Source organism: Nocardia sp. NPDC057668 (genome assembly GCF_042799795.1).
Classification (GTDB): domain Bacteria; phylum Actinomycetota; class Actinomycetes; order Mycobacteriales; family Mycobacteriaceae; genus Nocardia.
The window spans coordinates 1120857-1145730 of sequence record NZ_JBHVIC010000002.1; the positions used below are offsets into that span (position 1 = coordinate 1120857).

General features: G+C 66.3%; 24 protein-coding genes and 4 tRNA genes. 3 read left to right on the plus strand and 25 right to left on the minus strand.

The annotated features are described in order from the left end of the window. Positions 1-114 precede the first annotated feature (114 nt). The 14 genes from ACFVBH_RS17600 to rplJ all read right to left on the minus strand — a co-directional run bounded on the left by ACFVBH_RS17600 (position 115) and on the right by rplJ (position 17107). Complete coding sequence (locus ACFVBH_RS17600; RefSeq protein ID WP_354987554.1) at positions 115-3600, minus strand: DNA-directed RNA polymerase subunit beta; 3486 nt, start codon at positions 3598-3600, stop codon at positions 115-117. A gap of 735 nt (positions 3601-4335) precedes the next feature. Further along, positions 4336-5049 carry a hypothetical protein gene (locus tag ACFVBH_RS17605; RefSeq protein ID WP_354987555.1) on the minus strand — a complete coding sequence of 238 codons (714 nt, stop codon included), beginning with the start codon at positions 5047-5049 and terminating at the stop codon, positions 4336-4338. An 11-nt stretch (positions 5050-5060) separates the two neighbouring features. After that, positions 5061-5822: a hypothetical protein gene (locus tag ACFVBH_RS17610; RefSeq protein ID WP_379002512.1), complete on the minus strand. Its 762-nt coding sequence runs from the start codon at positions 5820-5822 to the stop codon at positions 5061-5063. 70 nt (positions 5823-5892) lie between these two features. After that, complete coding sequence (locus ACFVBH_RS17615) at positions 5893-7134, minus strand: MCE family protein (RefSeq protein ID WP_379002514.1); 1242 nt, start codon at positions 7132-7134, stop codon at positions 5893-5895. Continuing rightward, positions 7131-8357, minus strand: a complete 1227-nt coding sequence (locus ACFVBH_RS17620) for an MCE family protein (protein WP_379002516.1) — start codon at positions 8355-8357, stop codon at positions 7131-7133. The genes ACFVBH_RS17615 and ACFVBH_RS17620 overlap by 4 nt, the downstream gene beginning before the upstream one ends. After that, positions 8354-9610: an MCE family protein gene (locus ACFVBH_RS17625; protein ID WP_354987559.1), complete on the minus strand. Its 1257-nt coding sequence runs from the start codon at positions 9608-9610 to the stop codon at positions 8354-8356. Before ACFVBH_RS17625 ends, ACFVBH_RS17620 begins: the two co-directional genes overlap by 4 nt. A gap of 1 nt (position 9611) precedes the next feature. Beyond that, entirely contained in the window at positions 9612-10619 is a 1008-nt protein-coding gene (locus tag ACFVBH_RS17630) for an MCE family protein (RefSeq protein ID WP_354987560.1), read from the minus strand. Next, positions 10619-11707 carry an MlaD family protein gene (locus ACFVBH_RS17635; protein ID WP_354987561.1) on the minus strand — a complete coding sequence of 363 codons (1089 nt, stop codon included), beginning with the start codon at positions 11705-11707 and terminating at the stop codon, positions 10619-10621. The genes ACFVBH_RS17630 and ACFVBH_RS17635 overlap by 1 nt, the downstream gene beginning before the upstream one ends. Next, positions 11704-13056: an MCE family protein gene (locus tag ACFVBH_RS17640; protein ID WP_354987562.1), complete on the minus strand. Its 1353-nt coding sequence runs from the start codon at positions 13054-13056 to the stop codon at positions 11704-11706. Before ACFVBH_RS17640 ends, ACFVBH_RS17635 begins: the two co-directional genes overlap by 4 nt. Positions 13057-13126: 70 nt before the next feature. After that, complete coding sequence (locus ACFVBH_RS17645; protein WP_379002519.1) at positions 13127-13993, minus strand: MlaE family ABC transporter permease; 867 nt, start codon at positions 13991-13993, stop codon at positions 13127-13129. Between the two features lie 3 nt (positions 13994-13996). Further along, positions 13997-14704, minus strand: a complete 708-nt coding sequence (locus ACFVBH_RS17650; protein WP_354987578.1) for an ABC transporter permease — start codon at positions 14702-14704, stop codon at positions 13997-13999. A 97-nt stretch (positions 14705-14801) separates the two neighbouring features. Beyond that, positions 14802-15860: an ATP-binding cassette domain-containing protein gene (locus tag ACFVBH_RS17655; protein ID WP_354987563.1), complete on the minus strand. Its 1059-nt coding sequence runs from the start codon at positions 15858-15860 to the stop codon at positions 14802-14804. Between the two features lie 241 nt (positions 15861-16101). Next, positions 16102-16476 carry a 50S ribosomal protein L7/L12 gene (gene rplL / locus ACFVBH_RS17660; RefSeq protein ID WP_354987564.1) on the minus strand — a complete coding sequence of 125 codons (375 nt, stop codon included), beginning with the start codon at positions 16474-16476 and terminating at the stop codon, positions 16102-16104. 64 nt (positions 16477-16540) lie between these two features. Continuing rightward, positions 16541-17107 carry a 50S ribosomal protein L10 gene (gene rplJ, locus ACFVBH_RS17665; protein ID WP_354987565.1) on the minus strand — a complete coding sequence of 189 codons (567 nt, stop codon included), beginning with the start codon at positions 17105-17107 and terminating at the stop codon, positions 16541-16543. A gap of 444 nt (positions 17108-17551) precedes the next feature. Between rplJ and ACFVBH_RS17670 the strand changes: the two genes are divergently transcribed. Both ACFVBH_RS17670 and ACFVBH_RS17675 read left to right on the plus strand, forming a co-directional pair. Further along, positions 17552-17845 (plus strand): hypothetical protein, encoded by a 294-nt coding sequence (locus ACFVBH_RS17670; protein ID WP_379002522.1) that lies wholly within the window; start codon positions 17552-17554, stop codon positions 17843-17845. A gap of 33 nt (positions 17846-17878) precedes the next feature. Then, complete coding sequence (locus ACFVBH_RS17675) at positions 17879-18127, plus strand: hypothetical protein (protein WP_379002524.1); 249 nt, start codon at positions 17879-17881, stop codon at positions 18125-18127. An 86-nt stretch (positions 18128-18213) separates the two neighbouring features. On the opposite strand, the gene rplA is transcribed toward ACFVBH_RS17675, so the two are convergent. From rplA to ACFVBH_RS17725, 10 genes are all read right to left on the minus strand, one after another. Beyond that, positions 18214-18924, minus strand: coding sequence for a 50S ribosomal protein L1 (rplA, locus tag ACFVBH_RS17680; protein WP_354987568.1), 711 nt, complete (start codon positions 18922-18924; stop codon positions 18214-18216). A 94-nt stretch (positions 18925-19018) separates the two neighbouring features. After that, positions 19019-19453: a 50S ribosomal protein L11 gene (gene rplK, locus ACFVBH_RS17685; protein WP_354987569.1), complete on the minus strand. Its 435-nt coding sequence runs from the start codon at positions 19451-19453 to the stop codon at positions 19019-19021. Between the two features lie 206 nt (positions 19454-19659). Then, a complete protein-coding gene (nusG, locus tag ACFVBH_RS17690) occupies positions 19660-20448 on the minus strand; it encodes a transcription termination/antitermination protein NusG (RefSeq protein ID WP_354987570.1) in 789 nt (262 codons plus the stop codon). 129 nt (positions 20449-20577) lie between these two features. Then, positions 20578-20952: a preprotein translocase subunit SecE gene (gene secE / locus ACFVBH_RS17695; protein ID WP_354987571.1), complete on the minus strand. Its 375-nt coding sequence runs from the start codon at positions 20950-20952 to the stop codon at positions 20578-20580. Between the two features lie 32 nt (positions 20953-20984). Beyond that, a tRNA-Trp gene (locus ACFVBH_RS17700) sits at positions 20985-21057 on the minus strand. Positions 21058-21246: 189 nt separating this feature from the next. Continuing rightward, positions 21247-22293 (minus strand): fused (3R)-hydroxyacyl-ACP dehydratase subunits HadA/HadB, encoded by a 1047-nt coding sequence (locus ACFVBH_RS17705; protein ID WP_354987579.1) that lies wholly within the window; start codon positions 22291-22293, stop codon positions 21247-21249. A gap of 186 nt (positions 22294-22479) precedes the next feature. After that, entirely contained in the window at positions 22480-22650 is a 171-nt protein-coding gene (gene rpmG, locus ACFVBH_RS17710) for a 50S ribosomal protein L33 (RefSeq protein WP_029925945.1), read from the minus strand. Between the two features lie 31 nt (positions 22651-22681). Continuing rightward, positions 22682-22754, minus strand: a tRNA-Met gene (locus tag ACFVBH_RS17715). Between the two features lie 78 nt (positions 22755-22832). Beyond that, positions 22833-22905: transfer RNA gene (locus ACFVBH_RS17720), tRNA-Thr, on the minus strand. Between the two features lie 277 nt (positions 22906-23182). After that, positions 23183-23265: transfer RNA gene (locus ACFVBH_RS17725), tRNA-Tyr, on the minus strand. A 141-nt stretch (positions 23266-23406) separates the two neighbouring features. On the opposite strand from ACFVBH_RS17725, the gene ACFVBH_RS17730 reads away from it, so the two are divergent. Beyond that, complete coding sequence (locus ACFVBH_RS17730; RefSeq protein WP_354987572.1) at positions 23407-23898, plus strand: YajQ family cyclic di-GMP-binding protein; 492 nt, start codon at positions 23407-23409, stop codon at positions 23896-23898. Between the two features lie 59 nt (positions 23899-23957). Here ACFVBH_RS17730 and htpX read toward each other — a convergent pair whose 3' ends face one another. Continuing rightward, a complete protein-coding gene (gene htpX / locus ACFVBH_RS17735; RefSeq protein WP_354987573.1) occupies positions 23958-24854 on the minus strand; it encodes a zinc metalloprotease HtpX in 897 nt (298 codons plus the stop codon). Positions 24855-24874 lie beyond the last annotated feature (20 nt).

A 24874-nucleotide genomic window follows, 5' to 3' on the forward strand; every position in this document is an offset into this window, starting at 1 on the left:
GTTGAGTATGAGCAAAAGTCGCTATATCCATCTCGTGGCGACCGTGTGCGGGTCGCTCGAAAAGGTCCGCCCGGGTGAGTGATTCAACGAATCGCCCACCCGGACCGATCGCTCTTACTGCGCCAGGTCGTCGACCGTCGCAGCCTCGTTGCGGGACAGGTTGATGCCCAGGTTCGCCGCGGCGCGCTCCAGGTCCTCATCATCGCCGTCGCGCATCTCGATCGCGGCGCCGTCCGAGGACAGCACCTCGACGTTCAGGCACAGCGACTGGAGTTCCTTGAGCAGAACCTTGAACGACTCCGGAATACCCGGCTCCGGGATGTTCTCGCCCTTGACGATCGCCTCGTACACCTTCACGCGGCCGACGACATCGTCCGACTTGATGGTGAGCAGTTCCTGCAGCGTGTAGGCGGCGCCGTACGCCTGCATGGCCCAGCACTCCATCTCACCGAAGCGCTGACCACCGAACTGGGCCTTACCACCGAGGGGCTGCTGCGTGATCATCGAGTACGGACCCGTCGAACGCGCGTGGATCTTGTCGTCCACCAGGTGGTGCAGCTTCAGGATGTACATGTAGCCGACCGAGACCGGGTACGGGAACGGCTCACCGGAGCGGCCGTCCAGCAGCACCGCCTTGCCGTTGTCGTCGATCATCTTCTCGCCGTCGCGGTTCGGCAGCGTCGAGGCCAGCAGACCCGTCAGCTCCTCCTCGCGCGCGCCGTCGAACACGGGCGTGGCGATATTGGTGTCGGCGACCTGACCCAGCATCTCCTCGGGCAGGCGCTTGGCCCACTCCGGCTCACCCTCGACCTGCCAGCCGGTCTTGGCGATGTAACCCAGATGGGTTTCCAGCACCTGACCGATGTTCATACGACGCGGCACACCGTGGGTGTTCAGGATGATGTCGACCGGCGTGCCGTCCGGCAGGAAGGGCATATCCTCCTGCGGCAGGATCTTGCCGATGACGCCCTTGTTGCCGTGGCGGCCGGCGAGCTTGTCGCCGTCCTGGATCTTGCGCTTCTGCGCCACGTACACGCGGACCAGTTCGTTGACGCCCGGGGGCAGATCGTCGTCGTCGTCACGCGAGAACACGCGCACGCCGATGACCTTGCCGGACTCACCGTGGGGCACCTTGAGCGAGGTGTCGCGAACTTCGCGGGCCTTCTCGCCGAAGATGGCGCGCAGCAGGCGCTCCTCGGGGGTCAGCTCGGTCTCGCCCTTCGGGGTGACCTTGCCGACCAGGATGTCGCCGTCGCGGACCTCGGCGCCGATGCGGACGATGCCGCGCTCGTCGAGATCGGCCAGGACCTCGTCGGAGACGTTCGGGATGTCCCGGGTGATCTCCTCGGCGCCCAGCTTGGTGTCGCGCGCGTCGATCTCGTGCTCCTCGATGTGAATCGAGGTGAGCACGTCATCCTCCACGAGGCGCTGCGACAGGATGATCGCGTCCTCGTAGTTGTGGCCCTCCCACGGCATGATCGCCACGAGCAGGTTCTTGCCCAGGGCCATCTCACCGTTCTGGGTGCAGGGGCCGTCGGCGAGCACGTGCCCGGCCTCGACCCGCAGACCCTCGTCCACGATCGGACGCTGGTTGGCACAGGTGCCCTGGTTCGAGCGCTCGAACTTGCGCATGCGGTACGAGCGGCGGGTGCCGTCGTCGTGCATGACGGTGATGAAGTCGGCCGAAACCTCTTCCACCACACCGGCCTTCTGGTTCACGACCACATCGCCGGCGTCGACCGCGGCGCGCAGCTCCATACCGGTGCCGACCAGCGGCGACTCGGAACGGACCAGCGGCACGGCCTGACGCTGCATGTTCGCGCCCATGAGGGCACGGTTGGCGTCGTCGTGCTCGAGGAACGGGATCATGGCCGTCGCGACCGACACCATCTGGCGCGGCGAGACATCCATGAAGTCGACCGCGGACGCGTCGACGTATTCCATCTCCTCGTTGCCGTGGCGAGCGAGCACGCGCTCCTCGAGGAAGCGGCCGTCCAGATCCACCGGCGAGTTCGCCTGGGCGCGGATGTGGCGGTCTTCCTCGTCGGCGGTGAGGTACTTGACCTCATCGGTGACGCGGCCGTCGACGACCCGGCGGTACGGGGTCTCGATGAAGCCGAACGGGTTGACCCGCGCGTACACCGAGAGCGAACCGATCAGGCCGATGTTCGGGCCTTCCGGGGTCTCGATCGGGCACATGCGGCCGTAGTGCGACGGGTGGACGTCACGAACTTCCAGGCCGGCGCGCTCACGGGACAGACCACCCGGGCCCAGCGCCGACAGGCGGCGCTTGTGGGTCAGACCCGAGAGCGGGTTGTTCTGGTCCATGAACTGCGACAGCTGGGAGGTTCCGAAGAACTCCTTGATCGCGGCCACGACGGGACGGATGTTGATCAGGGTCTGCGGCGTGATGGCCTCGACGTCCTGGGTGGTCATGCGCTCACGCACGACACGCTCCATACGCGAGAGGCCGACCCGGATCTGGTTCTGGATCAGCTCGCCCACGGTGCGCAGACGACGGTTGCCGAAGTGATCGATGTCATCGACCTCGACCGGAACCTCGCGGCCCTCCGGCGCGGTCATCATGCGATCGCCCTGGTGCAGACGGACCAGGTACTCGATCGTCGCGACGATGTCTTCCTTGGTCAGCACCGAACCCGTGACCGGCTTGTCCAGGTTCAGGCCCAGCTTCTTGTTGACCTTGTAGCGGCCGACGCGGGCCAGGTCGTAGCGCTTCTCCTTGAAGAACAGGTTCTCCAGCAGGGTCTGCGCGGACTCCTTGGTCGGCGGCTCGCCCGGGCGCAGCTTGCGGTAGATGTCGAGGAGTGCCTCGTCCTGACCCGGAGTGCTGTCCTTCTCCAGGGTGGACATCATGATCTCGGAGAAGCCGAAGCGCTCCACGATCTCCTCGGCGGTCAGACCCAGCGCCTTGAGCAGCACGGTGACCGGCTGCCGGCGCTTGCGGTCGATACGCACACCGACGGTGTCGCGCTTGTCGACGTCGAACTCCAGCCACGCGCCACGCGACGGGATCACCCGGACGCTGTGCAGCGTCTTCTCGGTGCTCTTGTCGATGGTGTCGTCGAAGTACACGCCCGGCGAACGAACCAGCTGCGAAACGACGACGCGCTCGGTGCCGTTGATGATGAACGTGCCCTTGTCGGTCATCATCGGGAAATCGCCCATGAAGACCGTCTGAGACTTGATCTCACCGGTGTTGTTGTTGATGAACTCCGCGGTGACGAACAACGGCGCCGCGTAGGTCATGTCCTTGTCCTTGCACTCTTCGATGGAGGCCTTGACCTCTTCGAAGCGCGGGTCGGAGAACGACAGGGACATGGAACCGGAGAAGTCCTCGATCGGCGAGAGCTCCTCGAGCACCTCCTCGAGCCCACCGAACGGGTTGACATCGCCACGAGCGATCGCCTTTTCCCGCCATACCGGTGAACCGATCAGCCAGGCGAACGAGTCGGTTTGTAGATCGAGAAGACCCGGAACCTCGAGGGGCTCACGAATCTTCGCGAAAGACACCCGCTTCGGGGCTCCGGGAATACCGGCCTTGGTCTGGGTGGAGACTGCCAAGATGCGTCCTTCCAGCACCTCACGCGCGTCGCGTGGTGGTCCGCGACCGTCGCTTGTCTGCTACGAATTCCGCTGGTGACTACCCGAACGAAACCCGAACAGCAAGCAGCGGAAGTAACACCGGAAGGTGGAACTTTCGACGATGCGATCGAGGTATGGACAGGAGGCAGCCAGCGCAACGTCCAAAACTACACCCAAACCTACGGGGGTGTCAAAGTACCACCCGTAATGAAGCCCGGAGGGCTAACGCGCCGAAGCGTGTCGTGGCGGTGACCACTCCGCATCCCTGCGACGGTTACACCGTTTACCCGCGATGGTCGAACCGCATAGCAGCGATCTTCGGCACCGCGTTCGCGCAGCGGGTGAGGCCGCGCTACCAGAACAACAACTCCGTCACACCGTCTGCCGACTGGGCTCCGTTGTCCGCTGGCTGCGATCGCTCGAGCACCTCGTCGGCGTCTGATCCCCTGTGACAGCCGCCGCTGTTGTGAATAGCGTGACGGGTCGGACGAAACTCGTCAAGTGGCGCCAAAAGTTGACAAAACCCGAGTTCCCCTGCCCCAGTAGAAGATCGCCTCGTCAGGCGGCGACAGGGGCCGCCGATATCGCAGGTGGGGCGGGAAATTCCGCGGGCCGCGGCGCGCGGGCGATGCGCACCTCGCGCGGGCGCGGTCACCGCCCGGCGCCCGGAATCCGCCCCCGATCAGGGCAGATCCCGCGCGAAAAGCACGCGGGAACACCCGTTCCGGGGCCTCAGCTGTCGGCGATCTCCGAGGCGAGCCAGTGGCCGTCGATCTTCTGCATGCGCAGCACGATCGGGCCCGCGGCCAGGGGGGCCGGTACGCCGTCCTTGGTGGCCACGATGGCGAGGTTGACCAGCAGTTCGGCACGGTCGCCGGTCAGCAGCGTGACGCCGACGGGGTCGGCCGTGGCCTTGGTGTCGGTCTTGGTCTGCTTGATGGCGTCGATGCCGGTGTCGAGCAGCTTGTCCCTGTCGAATTCCGCCAGCATGGTGCCGGTCATCACGGCCCGGGCGTTCTCGCGGAACTTGTCGATGTCCGCGGCGTTGTAGCCGTAGATCGTGGACAGGGCGTGCTGGGCGGCGGCCTTCACCTCGTCGGTGGCGGTGTTGTCCACGTAGGCCACGTTGGCGTCGTCCACGCCGGGCCGCAGGGCGCCCACGACGGCGAACGCGGCCAGCAGCACGGCAGCGCCGCCGCACAGCAGCGCGGTCCGCCAGGTGCGCCAGAAGCCGCCCGCCGGGCGCGGCGCCCGGGTGCGGACGGGACGGGCGGGAGCCGGTGCGCGACCGGCGGCCCCGGCCGCGCGGGCCGCGGCCTTGCGGGCGGCGATGCCGCCGGTGGTGCCGTGGCGCAGGTCGTCCGCGGTGGTGCGCGCGCCCGCGCTGCGCTGGGCGGCGGGCCTGCGCTTGGGGCTGACGCGATTGACGGGGCGTTTGTTGGCCATGATCGCGTCTCCTAGTTGCCCGGCTGGGCGGGCTGGGTGGTGGGCGCGGTGTCCCCCGGCGCGGCGGGCTGCTGCGCCCCCGCTTCCCCGCCGAGCGCGACGGGATCGGAGACGACCTGGACCTGATCGGCCTTCCACACGCCGTCGTCCAGCACCACGTCCACCGACCAGGTGTAGCGCAGTTTGGCGGCGGGTTTGCCCGGGCCGTTCTCGGTGACCTCGAGCACGACCAGGGCCGCGGCCCGATCGCGTTCGGAATTGAGTTCGGTGAGCGAGCCGCCGACGACCTTGGAGGTCATGTTCACGTTCGAATCCAGGACCTGCTTCTTGATCTGGTCCTGGTTCTTCGTGGAGGCGTCGAGCAGTTCACCGGTCATGGACGACCGGGCCAGCGACAGCGAGCCGTCTACATCGGCCAGGTTCATCGAGGTGATGTTGATGGCCGCCTGCTGTGCGGCGTCGAGTGCGTTGTCGCGGGCCTGAGCGCGCGGGCGATCCTGGATCAGCCCGCCCACGATCCAGGTGCCGCCGAACCAGGCGGCGGCCACCGCCAGCAGCGCGATCGCCGCGAGCGTGACGACCCGGCGGGCGTCGGCCGGCCGGGCCGCGGCGGGTGCGGCCGCGGCGTCCGGTTCGTCCGCGGCGTCGGGTTCGGGGGCGGGCGCCGGCTTCGCGAGGAGGACGGGCGCCGGATCCGGGGTGGACTCGGCGACCGGCTCCGCGGCCGGCTCGCCTAGCTCCGCGTCCTGGTTGCTGTCCTTTTGCTGGCTCACGCCGACACCATACTTTCCACTGTGCGCGACGCGGCCCCGGCTGTGCGCGAACACGCACCTCGGCGGTGCGTCACCGCTTCGGGGTGACGCCCATGAGCGTGGCCAGCTGGGTCGCGACGGGGTTCAGATTGAGCTTCTCGGGGTCGTACTTGGGCTTGTCGTCCCACGGCTGCGGGACACTGGGATCGGCCAGTTCGGCGCGCTCGCCACCGCGCACCGCGGTCTCGCTGCCTTGCGGCACAAGGCATTTCGCGTTCGTGTTGAACGGGAAATCGTCCCGGCTGTCGTCGAAGTCCGGGTTCTGGGCCTTCATCTGGCGGATGATGTCCTGGGTGCCCTCGTAGCCGACCGTGCAGGCGGGCGGATTGTTGGTCTCGAGCACCAGGCCGAAGTGGGTGGTGCCGTCGCCGGGGGCGGTGGCCGAGGCGCCGATCGAGAGCAGCGGCAGCATCTGCAGCACCGGCCCGAGCGCGTAGAACTTGGGCGAGACGGCCAGCAGCATGACCCGCAGATTCGTCAGGTTCGTGGTCAGTGCCGGGCCGCTCTCGGCCACCAGGCGCTGGATCTGATCGCCGGCGTCGGTGCCGGTCCCGATCAGCCTGCGGATGTCGGGATCGCTCGAACGCAGCTGCGCGGCAAGCAGATCCAGGCCGTTGCTGAACTGGCGGATGCTGCCGGACTGTTCGGCCTGGGTACCCAGCGCGATCCGGGCGTCCCGCAGCAGCGCCAGGGTCTGCGGCAGCGCCTCGACCCCGGTCTCGGTGAACTTGCCCAGCGAGTCGACCAGGATCTCCAGGTCGTCGCCCTTGCCGTCGAACGCCTTGCCGAGTTCGGTGACCGCGGTGCTCAGCGCCGCCAGGTCGGTGGTCTGCACGAAATGATCGACGCTGCCGAGCAGTTCCTCGACCCGGATCGGCACCTGCGCGCCGTCGATGACCGAGCCGTCCTCCAGGAACGGCCCGGCGGTGCTGGAGGGCATCAGGTCCACGTACTGCTCGCCGATGGCGGATCGATTGGCCACCACGGCCTTCGCGTTCACCGGGATCCGGGGCTTGCCCGAATCCATGTCCAGCACGACCGCGACGCCGTCCGGGGTGATGTCGAGCGAGCCGACCCGGCCCACGGGCACGCCGCGGTAGGTGACCTCGGCGCCCTTGGACAGGTTGCCGGTCTCGGGCATCTTCACCGTGACGTGGTACAGCCCGAAGCCGAGCATGTTGTCCAGCCGCACGTACTTCGCGCCGACGAAGGCGACGCCGAGCACCGCGATCACGGCGAAGGCGATGAGCTGAAAACGCACCAGACGGGTCATCGCGGACCACCCACTCCCAGCTGATCGAGCAGCGCGCCGAGCGGTTCGGGCAGCGCGGGCAGTCCCGGCGGCACCACGGTCGGCGGCAGCGGCACCAGCGAGACGGTGGGCCAGCCGCCGCGCGGGCCGTTGCCGTTGTAGTACGGGTTGCTCGGGTCCACGTTGACCTGCCGTCCGGCGGGCGGCAGGTACACCGGATCCGGTTTGCCCACACCGAGATTCGACAGCAGTGTGCCGATCTCCAGATCCACCGACAGCCAGGTGTTGACCTGACCGCCGAACGCGGACTTGATGGCCTCGTCCGGGAACGGGTAGGTCGGGATGAGCGGGAACGCGGTCACCAGGTCGCCGGCGGATCTGCCGAGTTCCTGCAGGGTCGGGCGCAGGGAGTTGAGGTCGGCGATCAGATCGTCCTTGGAGTGGTCCAGCACGTCGAATCCGGCCTGCCCCAGGCGATCCAGCTGGGTGAGCAGCTGAATCAGTTGCGGCCGTTGCTCATTGAGGATCTGAATGCCCTCGGGCAGTTCGTCCAGGATCTTGGCGATCTGCGCGGTCTGCTGCCCGACGCGGCTGGAGAGCACGTCGAGCCCGTCCAGGGCGCGGGTGATGTCCTCGACCTGGTCGTTCAGCCCGCCGATGAGCTTGTTGGCCTGTTCCAGCAGCGAGCGCGTCTTGGCGTCGCGGCCGTCCAGGGCCTTGTTGAGCTCGACGACGATGGGCTGCAACTGTGCCACGCCGCCGCCGTTGAGCAGCAGCGACAGCGCGCCGAGGACCTGCTCCACCTCGGTGGCGGTGCGGGTCTGCGCGACGTCGATGACGGCGTTGTCGGACAGCCGCGCGGCCGCGGGATCGTTCGCGGGCGCGGACAGTTCGATGAACTTCTCACCGAGCAGATTGGACTGGCGCACCTCGGCCCGGGCGTTGGCGGGCAGGTCGACGTCGTTGTTCACCACCGCGCGCACGCTGGCGGTCCAGCCGTCGGGGGCGAGTTCGATCTTGTCGACCCGGCCGACCGCGACGCCGTCCACCTTCACGGTGGACTGCGGCACCAGGTCGAGCACGTCGGCGAAGCGAATGTCTATGTGCAGCGGGTTGTCCCCGACGTTCGGGCCGCCGGGCAGCGGAATGCTGTACGCGCCGTTGCCGCAGCCGGCGGCGACCACGGTCACCGCGCCCAGCGCCAGCGCCAGCGCGGCGCCGCGCCCACTTCGGATACGGGTCATCGCTGTCCACCTCCCTGCGAGGGCGGCAGCTGTTCGGACGGCACCCCGGGCACGCTGCCGGGCACCGGATTGCGCTGCACGTTGTCGCCGCTGAGAATGCCGAACGGCAGCACCAGCGACGGCGTCTTCACGCCCGCGGTGAGCTGGTCGGTGATGATGCCGCAGTTGTCGAGAATCGGCTTCAGCTGTCGCGAGATCGCGTCGAACTGCGGATCCCCCGGGCGCAGCTTGCCCAGATCGAGCATCTTGCAGATGACCCCGAACGGGTTCTGCAGATCGTCGAAGTTGGGGCGCATGTCGAGGGTGCCGGTCTCACCGTTGTGCACGTTGATGAGGTTCGACAGCGCGGTCGGGATCAGCGGCAGCGCCGTGGCCAGATCGTCGCGCTGATCGGCCAGGGTCTGGGTGAGCGTGGTCAGCGCCTGTGCGTTGGCCTGCACCAGGTCCCGGTTGTCGTCGATGAAGCGGGCCACGTCGCCCAGGGCCACCGACAGCAGGCTCAGTGCGTCGCCCAGGCTCTGGCGCTCGTCGGCCAGGAAGCCCGCGAGCGAACCGAGCTGGGTGTTGAACTCGCGCACCTGCGCGTCGTTCTCGGCCAGCATGCGCACGAATTCCTGCAGGTTCTTCACCGTGTCGAAGATGTCGGTGCGCGAGTCGGAGAGCGTCTTGGCGGCCTTGGACAGCTGCGTGAAGCTGTTGCCCAGCGCCTCGCCGTTGCCCGAGAGGTTCTGCGCGGCGGTGCGAACGAGTTCGTTCACCGCGCCGTCCTTGTTGGCGCCGTTGGGGCCCAGGGCCTCGGACAGCTCGGTGATGCTCTTGTACAGCCGGTCGACCTCGACCGGGGTGGCGGTGCGGTCCTTGGGGATGGTGGCGTCGCGCCCCATCTTGGGTCCGCCCTTGTAGGCGGGCGCGAGCTGGATGTACCGGTCCGAGACCACCGAGGGGGTGATCTGGGCGGCCTTGGCGTCGGCGGGGACGTCGAACTTGCGGTCCACCGCCATGACGACCTTGACCTGCTCGCCCTCCGGGGTCACCTCGGTCACCCGGCCGACCGGCACACCGAGGATGCGCACGTCCGAGCCGACGTAGATGCCGACGGACTTGTCGAAGTACGCGGTGATGGTGGTGGTGTTCAGCCTGCCCAGCCCCCACCAGGCCACCGCCGCGAGCAGCACGGCCACGGCGACCACGAGGGCGATCAGTTTGCTCCTGGGGCTGCTGTCGCGCACCGCGGTCAGCGGATTGTTCGCCATCTCAGCCTCCCATCTTGCGGATCGGCGCGCGATCGCCCGGAATCTCGGGCAGGGCGGGCGGAATCAGGTTGGTGATGACCGCGTCGAACCAGCGCCCGGTGCCGAGCACGTTGGCGTACAGGCCGTAGAAGGGCGCGGCCAGCTGCAGTGTCTTGGAGATGTTGGCCTGGTTGTCGTTGAGCATCGTGATGGTCTGCTCGAGGTTGGTCAGCGCCGGGCCGATCTGCGCCTCGTTGTCCGCGACCAGCGCACTCAATTCGGCGGCAATGGTTTTCGCGCCGGTGAGCAGTTGTGAGATGGCCTGCTGGCGCACGTTCAGCTCGGCGAGCAACTGCCCGCCGTTGCCGAGCAGCCGCTCGAATTCGGCGTTGCGGTCGGCCAGCAGCCGCGAGGTCTGCTTGGTCGCGCCGAACAGCTTGCGCAACTGGTCGTCCCGCTTGGCCAGCGACTCCGAGAGCCGGGCCACGCCGTCGATGGAGGAGCGGATCTCGGCCGGGGTGCCGGAGAACGCCTCCGAGAGCACCCGCATGCTCTGCGCGAGCTGGGCGGTGTCGGTCTCCTCGAGGTCGACGGCGGCGTCGCTGAAGGCGTCCACCACGTCGTACGGGGATACCGTGCGCGACAGCGGAATCGCGTCGTCGGGATCGGCTGCCTCGCCGCCCTTGGGCTCGACGGAGAGGTACTTCTGCCCGAGCAGGGTCTTGATCTGGATCGAGGCGGTGCTCTCGTTGCCGATCCAGGCGTCCTGGGTGCGGAAGTCGACGAGCACCTTGTCGCCGTCCAGGCGCACGTCCTGCACCTGGCCGACCTTGACGCCGGCGATGCGGACCTCGTTGCCCTTCTTCAGCCCGGCGGCCTCGGAGAACTCGGCAGTGTACTTGGTGCCCGCCCCGATGAGGGGCAGCTTGTCGAGACTGAAGGCGGACACCGTCACCAGCAGCACCATGGCCAGGCCCAGCCCGCCCATGAAAACGGGGCTGCGCTTTCCGAGTACGACGCGGTCGTCCATCAGCGGCCTCCCTTTCCGTGGCAGCGCGGGGCCGGGTTGGTGTAGATGGGCTGATTGATCGTCGGCATGTGCTGGATCGCCTCGGGCAGGTTCAACTGCGGGGCGTCCGCGGTGCCGGGTCCGGCGACGATGTCGATGCCGCACAGGTAGAACTGGAACCACGAGCCGTACGAGGCGGCGCGGCCCAGCTTCTCCATCTTGATGGGCAGGTTGGCCAGGCCCTCGTTGACCTCGTCGGAACGGCTGTTGAGGGTGCCGGTCAGTTCGTTCAGGCCCGCGATGGCGCCCTGCAGGTTCGGGCGCACCGGCACGAGCAGGTCGGCGGTGGCCGAGGTCAGGTTGCCGAGCGAGGTCAGCGCCGAGCCGATGACGCCGCGTTCGGCGTTGAGTCCGGTGATGAGCGCCTCGGTGTTGATGATCAGCTGGTTCAGCTGGTCGTCGCGGTTGTTGACCACCTCGAGCACGGCGTTCAGGTTGCGGACGACCTCGCCGATGACCGCGTCCTTGTCGGCGATCTTGTTGGTCAGCGCCGCGGTGTTGCCGACGAGTTCGGTGATGGTGCCGGACTCGCCCTGGAACACCTGAATGATGTTGTAGGACAGCTTGTTCACGTCATCGGCGGTGAGCGTCTGGAACAGCGGGCGGAACCCGTTGAACAGCTCGGTCAGATTCAGCGCGGGCCGGGTGCGCTCCAGCGGGATGGTGGCGCCCTTGTTGATCTTGCGCCCCTGCTCGCCGGCACCCTGTTCCAGCGCGATGTACCGCTGGCCGACCAGGTTCCGGTACTTGATCGTGGCGATCGTGGAGGCGGGCAGCGACTTGCGGTCCGACACCTCGAATTCCACGTTCGCCAGGCTCTTGTCGACGATGGACACCTTGGTCACCTTGCCGACGCGCACACCGGCGATGCGCACCTCGTCACCCTTGTTCAGCGACGTCACGTCGGTGAAGCGGGCGTTGAACTTGGTGCCGCCACCGCTGTAGTTGGCGATCGTCAGCGCCAGCACGCCGGTGGCCAGCACGGTCACCACGATGAAGGCGATGAGTTTGGCCAGCGTCGGGCCGAGGCCGCGCAGCAGGTCCTTCATCGAATGCTCACCTCACTGCCGCGGAAAGCCGGGGCCGCGATCCGGGTTATCCAGCTCGGCACCTGCTCGGGCGAAACGCCGTGGGCCGCACCGTAGATGGCGCCCAGGGTCTGCTGTTCGCGCGGCGAACCGGCGATGGTCGGCGCCTGCGGGCCGTACACCCGGTACTGCGGCTGCGGCATGATGCCGATGTTCTGATCACCGGGGGTGCGGCTCGGCGGCTGATACGAGCCGTCGTTGGCCGAACCGTCGGTGTACTGACCGGGATCCACGGTGAGCGGATACTCCGGGATGCACAGCGGGCCCCGCGGATCGAACCAGCGCGGCTCGTCCTGGTTGGGGACGTACCGGCCGCGCGGATTGACGATCTCGACCGTCACGCGGGAACCCGGCAGGTCGGTGCCCTTGCCGAACAGATCGTCGATGCGCGGCTTCATCTGCGCGAAGTTCGCCAGCGCGCACTTGTAGCCGGGCGAGTACTTGGCCAGGTCCTCGAGCGCGGGCCGCGCGTCGGCGGCCACGTCGATGATGTTGTCCCGATTGGTGATCAGGAAGTCGGCCAGGTCGGACGAGCTCGGTGTCAGCACCGCGAACAAGGTGTCGATCTGCGAACGCTGCTGCACGATCGTGGCGTTGGTGGTGCGCAGGTTGTCCAGCGCGGACACCAGCTGCGGGGCCGCGTCGGAGTAGGTGGCGGCCACCTCGGCGAAGCTGCGCAGATCCTCCTGCAGCGTGGGCAGTTCGGTGTTCACCTCGGTGAAGATCTTGTCGAGGCGATCGATGGTCCGGCCCAGTTCCTCGCCCCGGCCCTGCAGGCCCTGCGAGATCGCGCCGAGCGTGGAGGCCAGGTACTGCGGCGGAATGGCCTGCAGCAGCGGCAGTACGTGATCGAGCAGCTGGCTCACCTCGACGGCGTGGCCGCTGGTGTCCTGGTGCAGGGTCATGCCCTCGGTCAGGTGCCCGCTGGGGTCCTGCGGCCAGACCAGCTCGACGTAACGCTCACCGAAGAGCGTCTTGGGTAGTAGGCGGGCGGTCACGTTGCCCGGAATCTTCTCGGCCATGGCCGGATCGATGGCCAGATCGAGGGTGACCTGCTTGCCGTCGTAGTCGCTCGAGCGCACCTCGCCGACATTGACCCCGCGCACCTTCACGTCCGCGTTGCGGGTCAGGGCGTTGCCGACGGTGTCGGTGAGCAGATCCACGCGGACCGTGTCCACGAATTTCTTGGAGTAGATGGCGGTGGTCGTCCACAGGAACAGGGCGCAGACCACGAAGAACAGCACACCGAGGGTGCGGGCGCGCAGCTTCGCAGTCGACCGCCAGAACCGCACTCTGTCGGGATTACTCATGCTCTATCCCTTTCGGATGAGCGGGGGGCCTGCGTGGTTACGCAGGCTGCCGCCTCCGGCCCCTGACCCCTCATCCGGCAACCCGCACCGTCGTCGTCGTTCCCCAAATAGCAAGGCTCAAGAAGAAGTCCAGAATATTGATCAGAACGATGGCGGCACGCACGGCGCGCCCAACGGCCACACCGACTCCCGCCGGACCGCCGGTCGCGTTGAAGCCGTAGTAGCAGTGCACCAGGATGATGACGAAGGCGAAGACGAGCACCTTCAGGAACGAATAGACCACGTCTTCGGGTGGCAGGAACAGACTGAAGTAGTGGTCGTAGGACCCGCTCGATTGCCCGTTGAAGTAGATCGATATCAGCCGCGAGGCGACGTAGGTGCCCAGCAGGCCGACGATGTACAGCGGGATGACAGCCAGGAAGCCCGCGATCACGCGCGTGGTCACCAGGAACGGCACGCCCGGCACCGCCATGACCTCGAGGGCGTCGATCTCCTCGGAGATGCGCATGGCCCCGAGTTGCGCGGTGAAACCGCAACCGACCGTTGCCGAGAGCGCGAGCGCCGCGACCAGCGGCGCCAGTTCACGGGTGTTGATGTAGCCGGTCAGGAAGCCGGTGAGCACGCCCGAACCGAGCGAGTCCAGGGCCTTGAAGCCCTGCAGACCCACCACGACGCCGACCGAGGCCGACATGAAGACGATGACGCCGATGGTGCCGCCGATGATCGCCAGCGCGCCCGAGCCGAAGGTCACCTCGGCCAGCAGCCGCATGACCTCCTTGCGGTAGTGCACCGCGGTCCGCGGAATCCAGGCGATGGCGCGGGCGTAGAAGGACATCTGGTCCCCGGCCCGATCGACCACGGCCACCGGAGCTCTGAGCACACCGGTGACCCGGCGCGCCGACCGGGTGAGAACGGTGGAGCGCTGTGAAACAACCATGGATCACGCGCCCTTTGCGGGGACGACCTGAAGATAGATCAGGGTGAGGATGAGGTTCAGGAAGAACAGCACCAGGAACGTGATCACCACGGATTGGTTCACCGCGTCACCTACTCCTTTCGGTCCCCCTTTGGGATGCAGACCCTTGTAGGCGGCGATGACGCCTGCCACGAGTCCGAAGATCAGCGCCTTGATCTCGCCGATCCAGAGATCGGGCAGCTGGGCCAGGGCCGAGAACGAGGCGAGGTAGGCGCCGGGCGTGCCGCCCTGCAGACCCACGTTGAAGAAGTAGCCGCCGCAGATGCCGACGACAGCGACCAGGCCGTTCATCAGCAGCGCCACCAGCATCATGCCGAGCACGCGCGGAACCACCAGGCGCTGAATGGGATCGATGCCCAGCACCTCCATGGCGTCGATCTCCTCGCGAATGGTTCGCGAGCCGAGATCGGCGGCCACGGCCGAACCCGCGGCGCCGGCGATGATCAACGCGGTCACCACCGGGGCCGCCTGCTGGACCGTTGCCAGCACGCTCGTCGCGCCGGTGAAGGCTTCCGCGCCCAGCTGCTTGATGAGCGAGCCGGTTTGCAGCGCCACCACCGCGCCGAACGGAATGGCTACCAGGGCCGCCGGGAGGATCGAGACGCTCGCGATGAACCACGACTGCTCGATGAACTCCCGCCATTGGAAAGGCCGGCGAAACGTCTTGCGCATGACATCCAGAAGGAGTGCGAAGATGTTGCCGGCCTGGGCGAGACCTGACTCAACCGGAGTGCGTAGTCGCGTCAGATTTCGGTTCACGCGCCGTATGTTACCCGTTGGTCAGGTTGTGTCGAACCGTAGAGTCGTACGAGCCCTGGTAGGCGGGAATCACCTGCGTGTCGTGGTCGCCGTTCTCCTCCAGGGAGTTACGGATCGCCTCCTGCGCGGCGGGCGGCAGGGTGTGCAGAATCTGGCGCACGCGCTCGCGGCGACGGCCCACGGCCTGACGCACGGGCATACCCGGCTGCGCCCGCATCTGCGGGATGATGCCCTCGACCTCTTCGGCGCCACCGGCGTGGTGACCGGCGTCGACCATGGCCTGCTCGCGGGCCATCTGCGACTCGTCCTTCTCCTCGGACATGCCGATCGGGCCGATCATGCGGCCGTTGAGGAACTGCTTCACGACCGGCTCTTCGGAGGTCAGCAGGACCTCGCGCGGGCCGAACATGACGAGCTGGCGGCGGAAGAGCATGCCGATGTTGTCCGGCACGATACGAGCCAGGTTGATGTTGTGCGTGACGATCAGAATCGTCGCGTCGATCTGCGCGTTGATGTCGATCAGCAGCTGCGACAGGTAGGTGGTGCGCACCGGGTCGAGGCCGGAGTCCGGCTCGTCGACGAGGATGATCTGCGGGTCGAGCACGAGGGCGCGGGCCAGGCCGGCGCGCTTGCGCATACCACCGGAGATCTCGCCCGGGAGCTTGCCCTCCGCGCCCAGCAGACCGGTGAGCTCGAGCTTCTCCATGACGATCTTCTTGATCTCGGATTCGCTCTTCTTGGTGTGCTCCCGCAGCGGGAAGGCCACATTGTCGAAGAGGTTCATCGAGCCGAAGAGCGCGCCGTCCTGGAAGAGGACGCCGAAGAGCTTGCGGATCTCGTACAGCTCCTTGTTGGAGCAGGTGGTGATATCGACGCCATCGATGTAGATGGAACCGCGCTCCGGGCGCAGCAGGCCGATCAGGGACTTCAGGAAGACCGACTTACCGGTACCCGAGGGGCCGAGCAACGCGCTGACTTCCCCCGAGGGCAGTGTCAGACTGACATCCTGCCAAATTCGTTGCGAACCGAACGACTTGGTGATGCCTTCGGTCCTGACCTCGACGCCCACGCCAACCTCCACAATTTCTCCGACGAGCGCCCCACTGCGGCGCACACGAATTGTCTTTGCGCGGTGTGGCGCATCACAGTAGGTCCGGTCACTGTATCGCATACCGCCCGTCTCGGACACCAGGACCTGACACGCCGGTAAACCCCATCACGACTCAATCACAACCTGTGAGGGAAGCAAAAAGAGCGGCACCCCGGGTGGGGTACCGCTCTTTCCGAAGTGAAATCTCGCGGGGCGAGAATTACTTGACGGAGATCTTCGCGCCGGCCTCTTCGAGCTTGGCCTTGGCGGCCTCGGCGGCCTCCTTGTTGACCTTCTCCAGGATCGCCTTCGGGGCGGCCTCGACGAGGTCCTTGGCTTCCTTCAGGCCCAGGCCGGAGACGATCTCGCGAACGACCTTGATGACCTGGATCTTCTTGTCGCCGGCCGACTCGATGACGACATCGAACTCGTCCTGCTCTTCGGCGGCCTCGGCAACCGGGCCCGCGGCAGCGGCGACGGCGACGGGGGCAGCGGCGGTGACCTCGAACTTGGTCTCGAACGCCTTGACGAACTCGGAGAGCTCGAGCAGGGTCATGGAACCGAAGGTTTCGAGCAGCTCGTCAACGTTAGCCATTGATGTTTCCTTTCGATGGTTTCAGCACCGCGTTAGCGACGCCGAAAAGGTTTGTGGGTGAGACTTATTCGGCAGCGGCCGGAGCTTCTTCGGCGGCGGGAGCGGCAGCGCCACCCTCGTTCGCCTTCTTCTCCTCGAGGGCCGCGAGCAGACGAGCGACCTGGTTGCCCGGGGCAGCGAACAGCGCCGCAGCCTTGGACAGGTTGCCCTTCATGGCGCCGGCCAGCTTGGCCAGCAGGACCTCGCGGGACTCCAGGTCGGCGATCCGCTCAACTTCGGCCACGGACAGCGCGACGCCGTCCATGTAGCCGCCCTTGATGATCAGCGCCTTGTTGTCCTTGGCGAAAGCCTTGAGCGCCTTCGCGGCTTCGACCGGCTCACCCTTGATGAAGGTGATGGCGGTCGGACCGACGAACAAGTCATCCAGGCCTTCGACGCCCGCCTCGGCGGCCGCACGCTTGACCAGGGTGTTCTTGGCGACGGAGTAGGTGGCGTCCGCGCCCAGTGCACGACGCAGCTGCGTGATCTTGCTGACCGACAGTCCACGGTATTCCGTGACAACGGTGGCAGTGGAGCTCTTGAACTGCTCCGTGATCTCCGCGACCGCGGTGACCTTCTCGGTGTTTGCCATACTTCGCCTCCTCTCTGGATGGTCGGTTCGTATATGAACTACCAACAACCGCCAGGGGCCAGCGATAAAGCAAACGCCCCGCGGACGCAGAGGTCCCGGGGCGTGAAAGAAACTCGTTGCGGGCGAACCCGTACGGCTTCCCAACCTCGGCTCTCCCTGCGTGGGCCGCCAGCAGTAACGCTGGACCTTCGACTGCCCGGGGGCAGCAACCAACGGTCTTCGGTAGAACGATTGGGTGATCACCGAACTGGCCGGTGACCGTGAACCAGAATAGCGGATGTCTATCCATCCACCAAAACGGGGGTCGGACGGGCCGGATCACCGGCGACGCGACACCCCGTGGGTCACCATCGATCTCGCGTTCGCAAGCCAGTGAAAGTGACGTGCTTCACTTCTGGTCGGCAGGCCATATCATCGGCGAATCATCTTCACGGAGGTTTCCCGATGACGCGCATTTTCGCCAAAACCCTTGCCGCAGCTTCTATTTCCGCCGCACTATGCGGCGTCGCCGCCGTTCCCGCCCTGGCCGCTCCCGCCGTCTCCCCCGCCCCGATCGCCGACTCCGGATCCCTGGACTCCGGGTCGAGCACCGAATCCGCCCGTGGCATCGCGGCCTGGCCGGTCGGCCTGCTCTTCACCGTCCTGTGCGGCGCCGACGAGACCAAGGGCCCGCTGTGCGCGGTCCTGTACGCCATCGGCACCGGCATCACCGGTAGCGGCGGCGGCAGCGGCGACTGACCGAACCCACCCATCGCCCCGGAGGTCCACACCATGAGCCGCACGCTCACGAAAACCATTGCCGCGGTGGCGCTTTCCGCCGGTATCGCAGCCGTCGCGGCAGCCCCCGCCACCGCCGATCCCGAACTGCCGCCCACGAGCACCGGATCCGCCGGACTGGACGCGGGATCCGCGCTCCTGCAGACAGGCTCGACCATCTTCGTCAACCCGCTCCCCTCGCTGGCGGTGCGACTGGTGTGCGCGGTGTACTCGGGCAGCGCGGCCTGCATCCTGCCGCACTGAGCCCAACGCCGAAGGGCCGGTACAGGTTTCCCTGTACCGGCCCTTCGTGCTTCACGCGGTGCTACGCGATTTCAGCGAAGAGAAACTCAATCCTCTTCGGCGAAGTTGCGGGTGCGGTTCGGATCCACCGGGATGCCCGGTCCGGTGTTCGTCGAGAACGTCACCTTCTTGACGTAGCGGCCCTTCGCGGTGGAGGGCTTGACGCGCAGGATCTCATCGAAAGCGGCGCCGTAGTTCTCGGCCAGCTTCTTCTCGTCGAAGGACGCCTTGCCGATGACGAAGTGCAGGTTGGCCTGCTTGTCGACGCGGAAGTTGATCTTGCCGCCCTTGATGTCCTGAACGGCCTTGGTCACATCGGGGGTGACGGTGCCGGTCTTCGGGTTCGGCATCAGGCCACGCGGGCCCAGCACGCGAGCGATACGACCGACCTTGGCCATCTGGTCCGGGGTGGCGATCGCGGCGTCGAAGTCCAGCCAGCCGCCCTGGATGCGCTCGATCAGGTCCTCGGCGCCCACGGCGTCGGCACCGGCGGCCTCGGCCTCGGCGGCCTTGTCGCCGACGGCGAACACGATGACGCGGGCGGTCTTACCGGTGCCGTGCGGCAGGTTGACGGTGCCGCGGACCATCTGGTCGGCCTTGCGGGGATCGACACCCAGACGGACGGCGACCTCGACGGTGGCGTCGGTCTTGGTGGTGGCGGTCTCCTTCGCGAGCCGCACCGCGGCCAGCGGGGCGTACAGCGACGACTTGTCGACCTTGGCGGCCGCCTCGAGATAAGCCTTGCTTCGTTTTGCCATGTTGTTCTGTCCTGTTCGTAAAGTTCAGACGTGGTTGTCGGGCCTGGCCGGCCCTCCCACGGGAAAGTGCTGCCTCGCGCGTGAGCGCAAGCGCCTACTCCGCGACGGTGATACCCATCGAGCGAGCGGTGCCGGCGATGATCTTGGCGGCCTGATCGATGTCGTTGGCGTTCAGATCCTCGGCCTTGGTCTTGGCGATCTCACGGATCTGGTCCATGGTGACCTGCGCGACCTTGTTGCGGTGCGGCTCAGCCGAACCCTTCTGCACGCCGGCGGCCTTGAGCAGCAGCTGCGAAGCAGGCGGGGTCTTCAGCTTGAAGTCGAACGTGCGGTCTTCGTAGACCGTGATCTCGACCGGGATGATGTTGCCGCGCTGCGACTCGGTCGCCGCGTTGTAGGCCTTGCAGAACTCCATGATGTTGACGCCGTGCTGACCCAGCGCGGGGCCGACGGGCGGAGCCGGGTTGGCAGCACCGGCCTTGATCTGGAGCTTGATGAGCCCAGATACCTTCTTCTTCTTCGGGGGCATCTCGTATTCCTTGGTTTAGGGGCAGGTGGACACCCGGGGGTATTCCTCTGCCCTTGCACATGGTCATGCCTTACGGGAAAACCCGTAAGCCTGCTCCGGGATCGCGCCCGGGCACGCCTGACCGTGGAAAGACAGCCAGACCCCAGACGCAACCCGGAAAGTCTAGTCGCAGGTGTTATCGGGGGCCGAACCGGCCCCCGAGCCAACTAGATCTTGGCGACCTGGGTGAACGCCAGTTCGACCGGAGTCTCGCGACCGAAGATCGACACCAGCACCTTGAGCTTCTGCTGCTCGGCGTTGATCTCGGAGATGCTGGCGGGCAGCGTGGCGAACGGGCCGTCCATGACGGTGACGGACTCGCCGACCTCGAAGTCGACGTCGATCGTCGGCTTGATGACCGGGGTCTCGCCGGACTCGCCCGCGGTGGCGGCGGCGGTGGTGGCCGCGGCCTTCTTCTGCTGCGCGGCCGGGACCAGGAACTTCACCACGTCGTCGATGGACAGCGGCGACGGGCGCGAGGTCGCGCCGACGAAGCCGGTCACACCGGGGGTATTGCGGACCGCGCCCCAGGACTCGTCGTTCAGCTCCATGCGGACCAGGATGTAGCCCGGCAGCACCTTGCGATTGACGTTCTTGCGCTGGCCGTTCTTGATCTCGGTGACCTCTTCGGTCGGCACCTCGACCTGGAAGATGTAGTCCTCGAGACCGAGGTTCTGCACGCGGGTCTCGAGATTGGTCTTCACCTTGTTCTCGTAACCGGCGTAGGAGTGGATGACGTACCAGTCACCGGGGGCGCGGCGCAGCGCGGCCTTCATCTCGGCGACGGGATCGGCCGGCTCGGCATCGACGGGGGCGGACAGCTCTTCGGCGGTCAGCTCAGTGACTTCCTCCGCGTCGGCGGCGGGGTCGTCGGATTCCACGACGTCGGTGATGGTCTCCTCCACCACATCGTCGACCTGGAATTCGTCGGTTGTGCCGTTCTCCGGGGTGCTCACTGGGGCACTCGCTTCCTTGTCGTCACGTAATCCTGTGCGCGCCGGGGTCAGGTGAAAATGCACAGGCCCCGGCGGATGGCCTGTCCTCGCCTCTGCTCGAGGGCCAGGTTTCCAGCGCCGACGGTCGAGCTAGCCGAACAGCCAGTTGACACCCTTGATGAACGCCAGATCCAACCCGCTGATGAACGCGACCATGAAGACCACGAACACCAGAACAACGCTCGTATAGGTGACCATCTGCTTGCGGTTCGGCCAAATGACCTTGCGCAGTTCGGAGATGACTTCCCGCAGGAACTTCACCAGACGCTTGAACGGATTGCCCGCACCGCCACCGGCTTTGCCGGAATCCTTGGTGGTCTTGGCCGAAGGCCGATCGATAGTCGCGACCGATGCCGTTGACGACGTCGCGGTCCGAGTCCGCCGGGCGGAACGCTTTCCGCTCGGACGAGCCACCGCGGCGGTGTCATCGCCATCTTCGTGGCGAGTATCCCGCTCGTCGCTCACGTCGATCCTCTCTCGTCAGCTTGGCACTAGGGCAGGGGCGACAGGACTTGAACCTGCAACCTGCGGTTTTGGAGACCGCTGCTCTGCCAATTGAGCTACGCCCCTTCGGCGGAACCGAAGTCCATCGCTGAACTTCACCTGTCCCACCACAGTACTTATTGATTTGTACTTTCCGGGCTTTCACACAACATACGCGCCGCTCCTCGGAGCAGCGCGCATCGGCTGGTGACCCCAGATTCCCGAGTCTACGTTACCCAACGCAGCAATCGCCAATCGGGGGTCAGCGGCGGAGTATCAGCCGAGCTGCACCGTTGCGGTGGCGCGGCCGAAGATCTTGCGGCCCTCGGACTTGGCGACGATGGCCACCACGGCGGTGCGGGTTTCCGGATCCACCGACTTGACCTTGCCGGTGTATTCGATCTCCGCGGCGCGGTCGGCGGGCACGTACACCGGGCTGGTGAAGCGCACGTTGTATTCCTTGACCGCACCCGGGTCGCGCAGCCACGAGGTGACGAAGCCGCCACCCAGGCCCATGGTCAGCATGCCGTGCGCGACAACGTTTTCCAGGCCGACCATCTTCACGACGTCGTCGCTCCAGTGGATCGGATTGGCGTCGCCGGAGACGCCGGCGTAGTTCACCAGATCGCCGCGGGTCAGGCGCACGACGCGGGTGGGGAGCACGTCGCCGACGGCGATGTCCTCGAAGCGCAGCGCGTGCTTGCCCGGCACCACCTTGCCGGTGGCGACGAAGGCCTCGGGCCGCGCGGTGATCTCGGCGGGCGCCTGCGCGGCGACGGAATCCTCGTCGGGGCCGACGCCGTGCATGAGCACGTTGCGCACGGCGTCACCGATATTGGGATCGATGTCACCGCCGCTGCGGCCGATGAGGGTGGTGTAGGTGGTGAGCACCAGTTCGTCGTTCTGCGCCACGACGTCGTTCTTGGTGACGATGATGTCGCCGCCGAACGCCTGCCGGAACGAGTGCAGGTAGACGATGCAGGTCAGCTGGTCGCCGGCCTTGATGGGCCGGTGGAACTCCAGGATCTGATCGGTCTGCATGATCTGGCTCAGGTCGTAGCCCGTGACGATCTGCTCGAAGAGCTTGCGCTGGGCCAGGATTCCCACCAGGGAGATGAAGCTGAGCGGGGCCACCAGGCCGTCGTACCCGTGCTCACGGGCGGCGTCCTCGTCCCAGTGCACGGGGTGGTAGTCCTGCACGGCGCGGGCGTACTCACGCACCTTCTCGCGGCCGACCTCGTAGTAGTCCTCCACGCGATAGTGGTGGCCGACCATGGAGGCGGCGTGCGTCGCGGGGTCGAAGGCCTCGCTGATTTCGGTCATGTCGACCTCGGTGTCAATCGTCACGGCAGGAAGTCCCTATCTGATCCCGCGAGGGATCGGGCGGAGCGCTGAACCACCGGTATATACACCAAGTGCCGGACCGAGTGCCACTGTCCCTTTGTATGGGGGACGAAGTGGCCAGCCGATCCGGCACTTCTTCCACGCGGTAGAACGCGCGGGGTTAAGTTAGCGAGACTCGCGGTGGGCCCGGTGGGTACCGCAGTTCGGGCAGAACTTCTTGAGTTCCAGACGATCCGGGTCGTTACGCCGGTTCTTCTTGGTGATGTAGTTGCGGTGCTTGCACTGCTCACAGGCCAAGGTGATCTTCGGCCGGATATCAGTGGACTTCGCGGCCACGATGCGCCCTCTTTCCGTTTATCAGTATGGGTAGCGATGGCCGGACTTGAACCGGCGACACAACGATTATGAGTCGTTTGCTCTACCAACTGAGCTACACCGCCATGCGAGGATTCGCGGCGGAAGACTCAGCCCGGTCCATCGAACTGGATGCCGAGTCGGTCACCACCGGCAATCCGGCGAGCCCCCTAACGGAATCGAACCGTTGACCTTTTCCTTACCATGGAAACGCTCTGCCGACTGAGCTAAGGGGGCATGTCTGCTCGGCTCCGGCTTTTCGCCGGGGCGCTGAAGACTTGAACGAGATTACACAACACTTCGGGTAGACCACAAACCGTGTGGTCAGAGGTGGTTTTCGAGCTGTTTTCGGGGATGTCCGGGGTGAGGATCCGATGCGGGTGCGGCGCACGGGCTCCGGCGTTCGCCCCGCGCGCCGGCTCCGGACCGCAGCGGGGCGGATCGCACCCGGCGCGGCCGTGCCCGGAAATGCACGAAACCCCTGCGAACCGGTTGGTCCACAGGGGTTTCGGTGTGGCAGATGTAGGATTCGAACCTACGTAGGCGTTAGCCGACGGATTTACAGTCCGCTCCCATTGGCCGCTCGGGCAATCTGCCTTGGGTTACGCCTTGCAGCGCGGTGACGAGAATACATCGAACCCCCGCCCCGAATGCAAACCGGCTGGCTAGCGCGGTGTCGGACGGACTACCTTCGGCGAGCAAGTCCCACAATTTCCGATCTCGGACAGGAGCACAGGCGTGGCCGATTCGTCGTTCGATGTTGTCAGCAAGATCGACCGTCAGGAGGTGGACAACGCGTTGAACATCGCGGCCAAGGAGCTGGCCACGCGGTACGACTTCCGCGGAGTCAACGCGAGCATCGAATGGTCGGGCGAGGAGAAGATCATCCTCACCGCGGACTCCGAGGACCGCGTCAAGGCGGCCCTGGATGTGTTCAAGGAGAAGCTGATTCGCCGCGACATCTCCATGAAGGCGTTCGACGCGGGTGATCCGCAGGCCTCGGGCAAGGTGTACAAAATCACAGGCACCCTGGTGCAGGGCATCAGCACCGAGAACGCCAAGAAGATCGCCAAGAAGATCCGTGACGAAGGCCCCAAGGGCGCCAAGGCACAGATTCAGGGCGAGGAACTGCGCGTCAGCAGCAAGAGCCGCGACGATCTGCAGGCGATCATCTCGCTGCTGAAGAACAGCGATTTCGAGGTCGCCCTGCAATTCGTGAACTACCGGTAGAAAGGCGTCGACCGGGGTTTACCGGGGTCCGCGGGCACCTGCTCGCGGACCCTTTCTCGTCAGTATTCGCGGGGGCCGCGCGCGGCGTCCGGGCCGCCCGCCATCTCCTCGAGGCGTTCGATGCGCTCGGCCATCGGCGGGTGGGTGGAGAACCAGCGCGCCATGCGGTCGCCGGCGCGGAACGGGTTGGCGATCATCAGGTGCGACTGGGCGGTGAGCTGCGGTTCGGCGGGCAGCGGGGCCGCCTCGACGCCCCGTTCGAGCTTGCGCAGCGCCGAGGCCAGCGCCAGCGGGTCACCGGTGAGGGCGGCGCCGTCGGCATCGGCCTGATATTCGCGTGATCGCGACACGGCGAGTTTGATCAGCGTCGCCGCGATCGGCCCGAGTAACGAGACCAGCAGTACGCCAATGACATTCGAGCCGCCATTGCGATTACCGCCGAACGCGTTCGCGAAGAACGCGAGATTGGCCAGACCCGAAATGACCGCGGCCAGTGTGCCCGCCACCGACGAGATGAGAATGTCGCGGTTGTACACGTGCGAGAGTTCGTGCCCCAGCACCGCGCGCAATTCGCGTTCGTCCAGAATCTGCAGAATTCCGGTGGTGCAGCAGACCGCGGCGTGCCGGGGATTGCGGCCGGTGGCGAAGGCATTGGGGGCATTGGTCGGGCTGATGTACAGCCGCGGCATGGGTTGCCTTGCCGCCGTGGCCAATTCGCGCACGATGCGATACATGACCGGCGCTTCGAGTTCGCTCACCGGTTGCGCGTGCATGGCCTTGAGCGCCAATTTGTCGCTGTTGAAGTAGGCGTAGGCGTTCATGCCGATCGCCAGCGCCACCGACAGCCACAGAATCGTCGGATTGCGGAACATCGCGCCCGCGAAAACGATCAGGGCGGACATGCCCACCAGCAAGCCGAACGTCTTCACGCCATTCGCAACACCGTGACCGTGCATAGCCGCCTCTCCGCGCGTCC

Bases quoted from the DNA above. Each gene is read 5' to 3' on its own strand.
- htpX (WP_354987573.1), bottom strand. From the start codon at position 24,854: ATGCACGGTCACGGTGTTGCGAATGGCGTGAAGACGTTCGGCTTGCTG.
- ACFVBH_RS17640 (WP_354987562.1), bottom strand. From the start codon at position 13,056: ATGAGTAATCCCGACAGAGTGCGGTTCTGGCGGTCGACTGCGAAGCTG.
- rplA (WP_354987568.1), bottom strand. From the start codon at position 18,924: ATGGCAAAACGAAGCAAGGCTTATCTCGAGGCGGCCGCCAAGGTCGAC.
- ACFVBH_RS17645 (WP_379002519.1), bottom strand. From the start codon at position 13,993: ATGGTTGTTTCACAGCGCTCCACCGTTCTCACCCGGTCGGCGCGCCGG.
- rplJ (WP_354987565.1), bottom strand. From the start codon at position 17,107: ATGGCAAACACCGAGAAGGTCACCGCGGTCGCGGAGATCACGGAGCAG.
- ACFVBH_RS17620 (WP_379002516.1), bottom strand. From the start codon at position 8,357: ATGACCCGTATCCGAAGTGGGCGCGGCGCCGCGCTGGCGCTGGCGCTG.
- ACFVBH_RS17635 (WP_354987561.1), bottom strand. From the start codon at position 11,707: ATGAAGGACCTGCTGCGCGGCCTCGGCCCGACGCTGGCCAAACTCATC.
- ACFVBH_RS17650 (WP_354987578.1), bottom strand. From the start codon at position 14,704: ATGCGCAAGACGTTTCGCCGGCCTTTCCAATGGCGGGAGTTCATCGAG.
- ACFVBH_RS17675 (WP_379002524.1), top strand. From the start codon at position 17,879: ATGAGCCGCACGCTCACGAAAACCATTGCCGCGGTGGCGCTTTCCGCC.
- ACFVBH_RS17630 (WP_354987560.1), bottom strand. From the start codon at position 10,619: ATGGACGACCGCGTCGTACTCGGAAAGCGCAGCCCCGTTTTCATGGGC.
- rplL (WP_354987564.1), bottom strand. From the start codon at position 16,476: ATGGCTAACGTTGACGAGCTGCTCGAAACCTTCGGTTCCATGACCCTG.
- ACFVBH_RS17670 (WP_379002522.1), top strand. From the start codon at position 17,552: ATGACGCGCATTTTCGCCAAAACCCTTGCCGCAGCTTCTATTTCCGCC.
- ACFVBH_RS17625 (WP_354987559.1), bottom strand. From the start codon at position 9,610: ATGGCGAACAATCCGCTGACCGCGGTGCGCGACAGCAGCCCCAGGAGC.
- ACFVBH_RS17605 (WP_354987555.1), bottom strand. From the start codon at position 5,049: ATGGCCAACAAACGCCCCGTCAATCGCGTCAGCCCCAAGCGCAGGCCC.
- rplK (WP_354987569.1), bottom strand. From the start codon at position 19,453: ATGCCCCCGAAGAAGAAGAAGGTATCTGGGCTCATCAAGCTCCAGATC.
- ACFVBH_RS17705 (WP_354987579.1), bottom strand. From the start codon at position 22,293: ATGACCGAAATCAGCGAGGCCTTCGACCCCGCGACGCACGCCGCCTCC.
- ACFVBH_RS17615 (WP_379002514.1), bottom strand. From the start codon at position 7,134: ATGACCCGTCTGGTGCGTTTTCAGCTCATCGCCTTCGCCGTGATCGCG.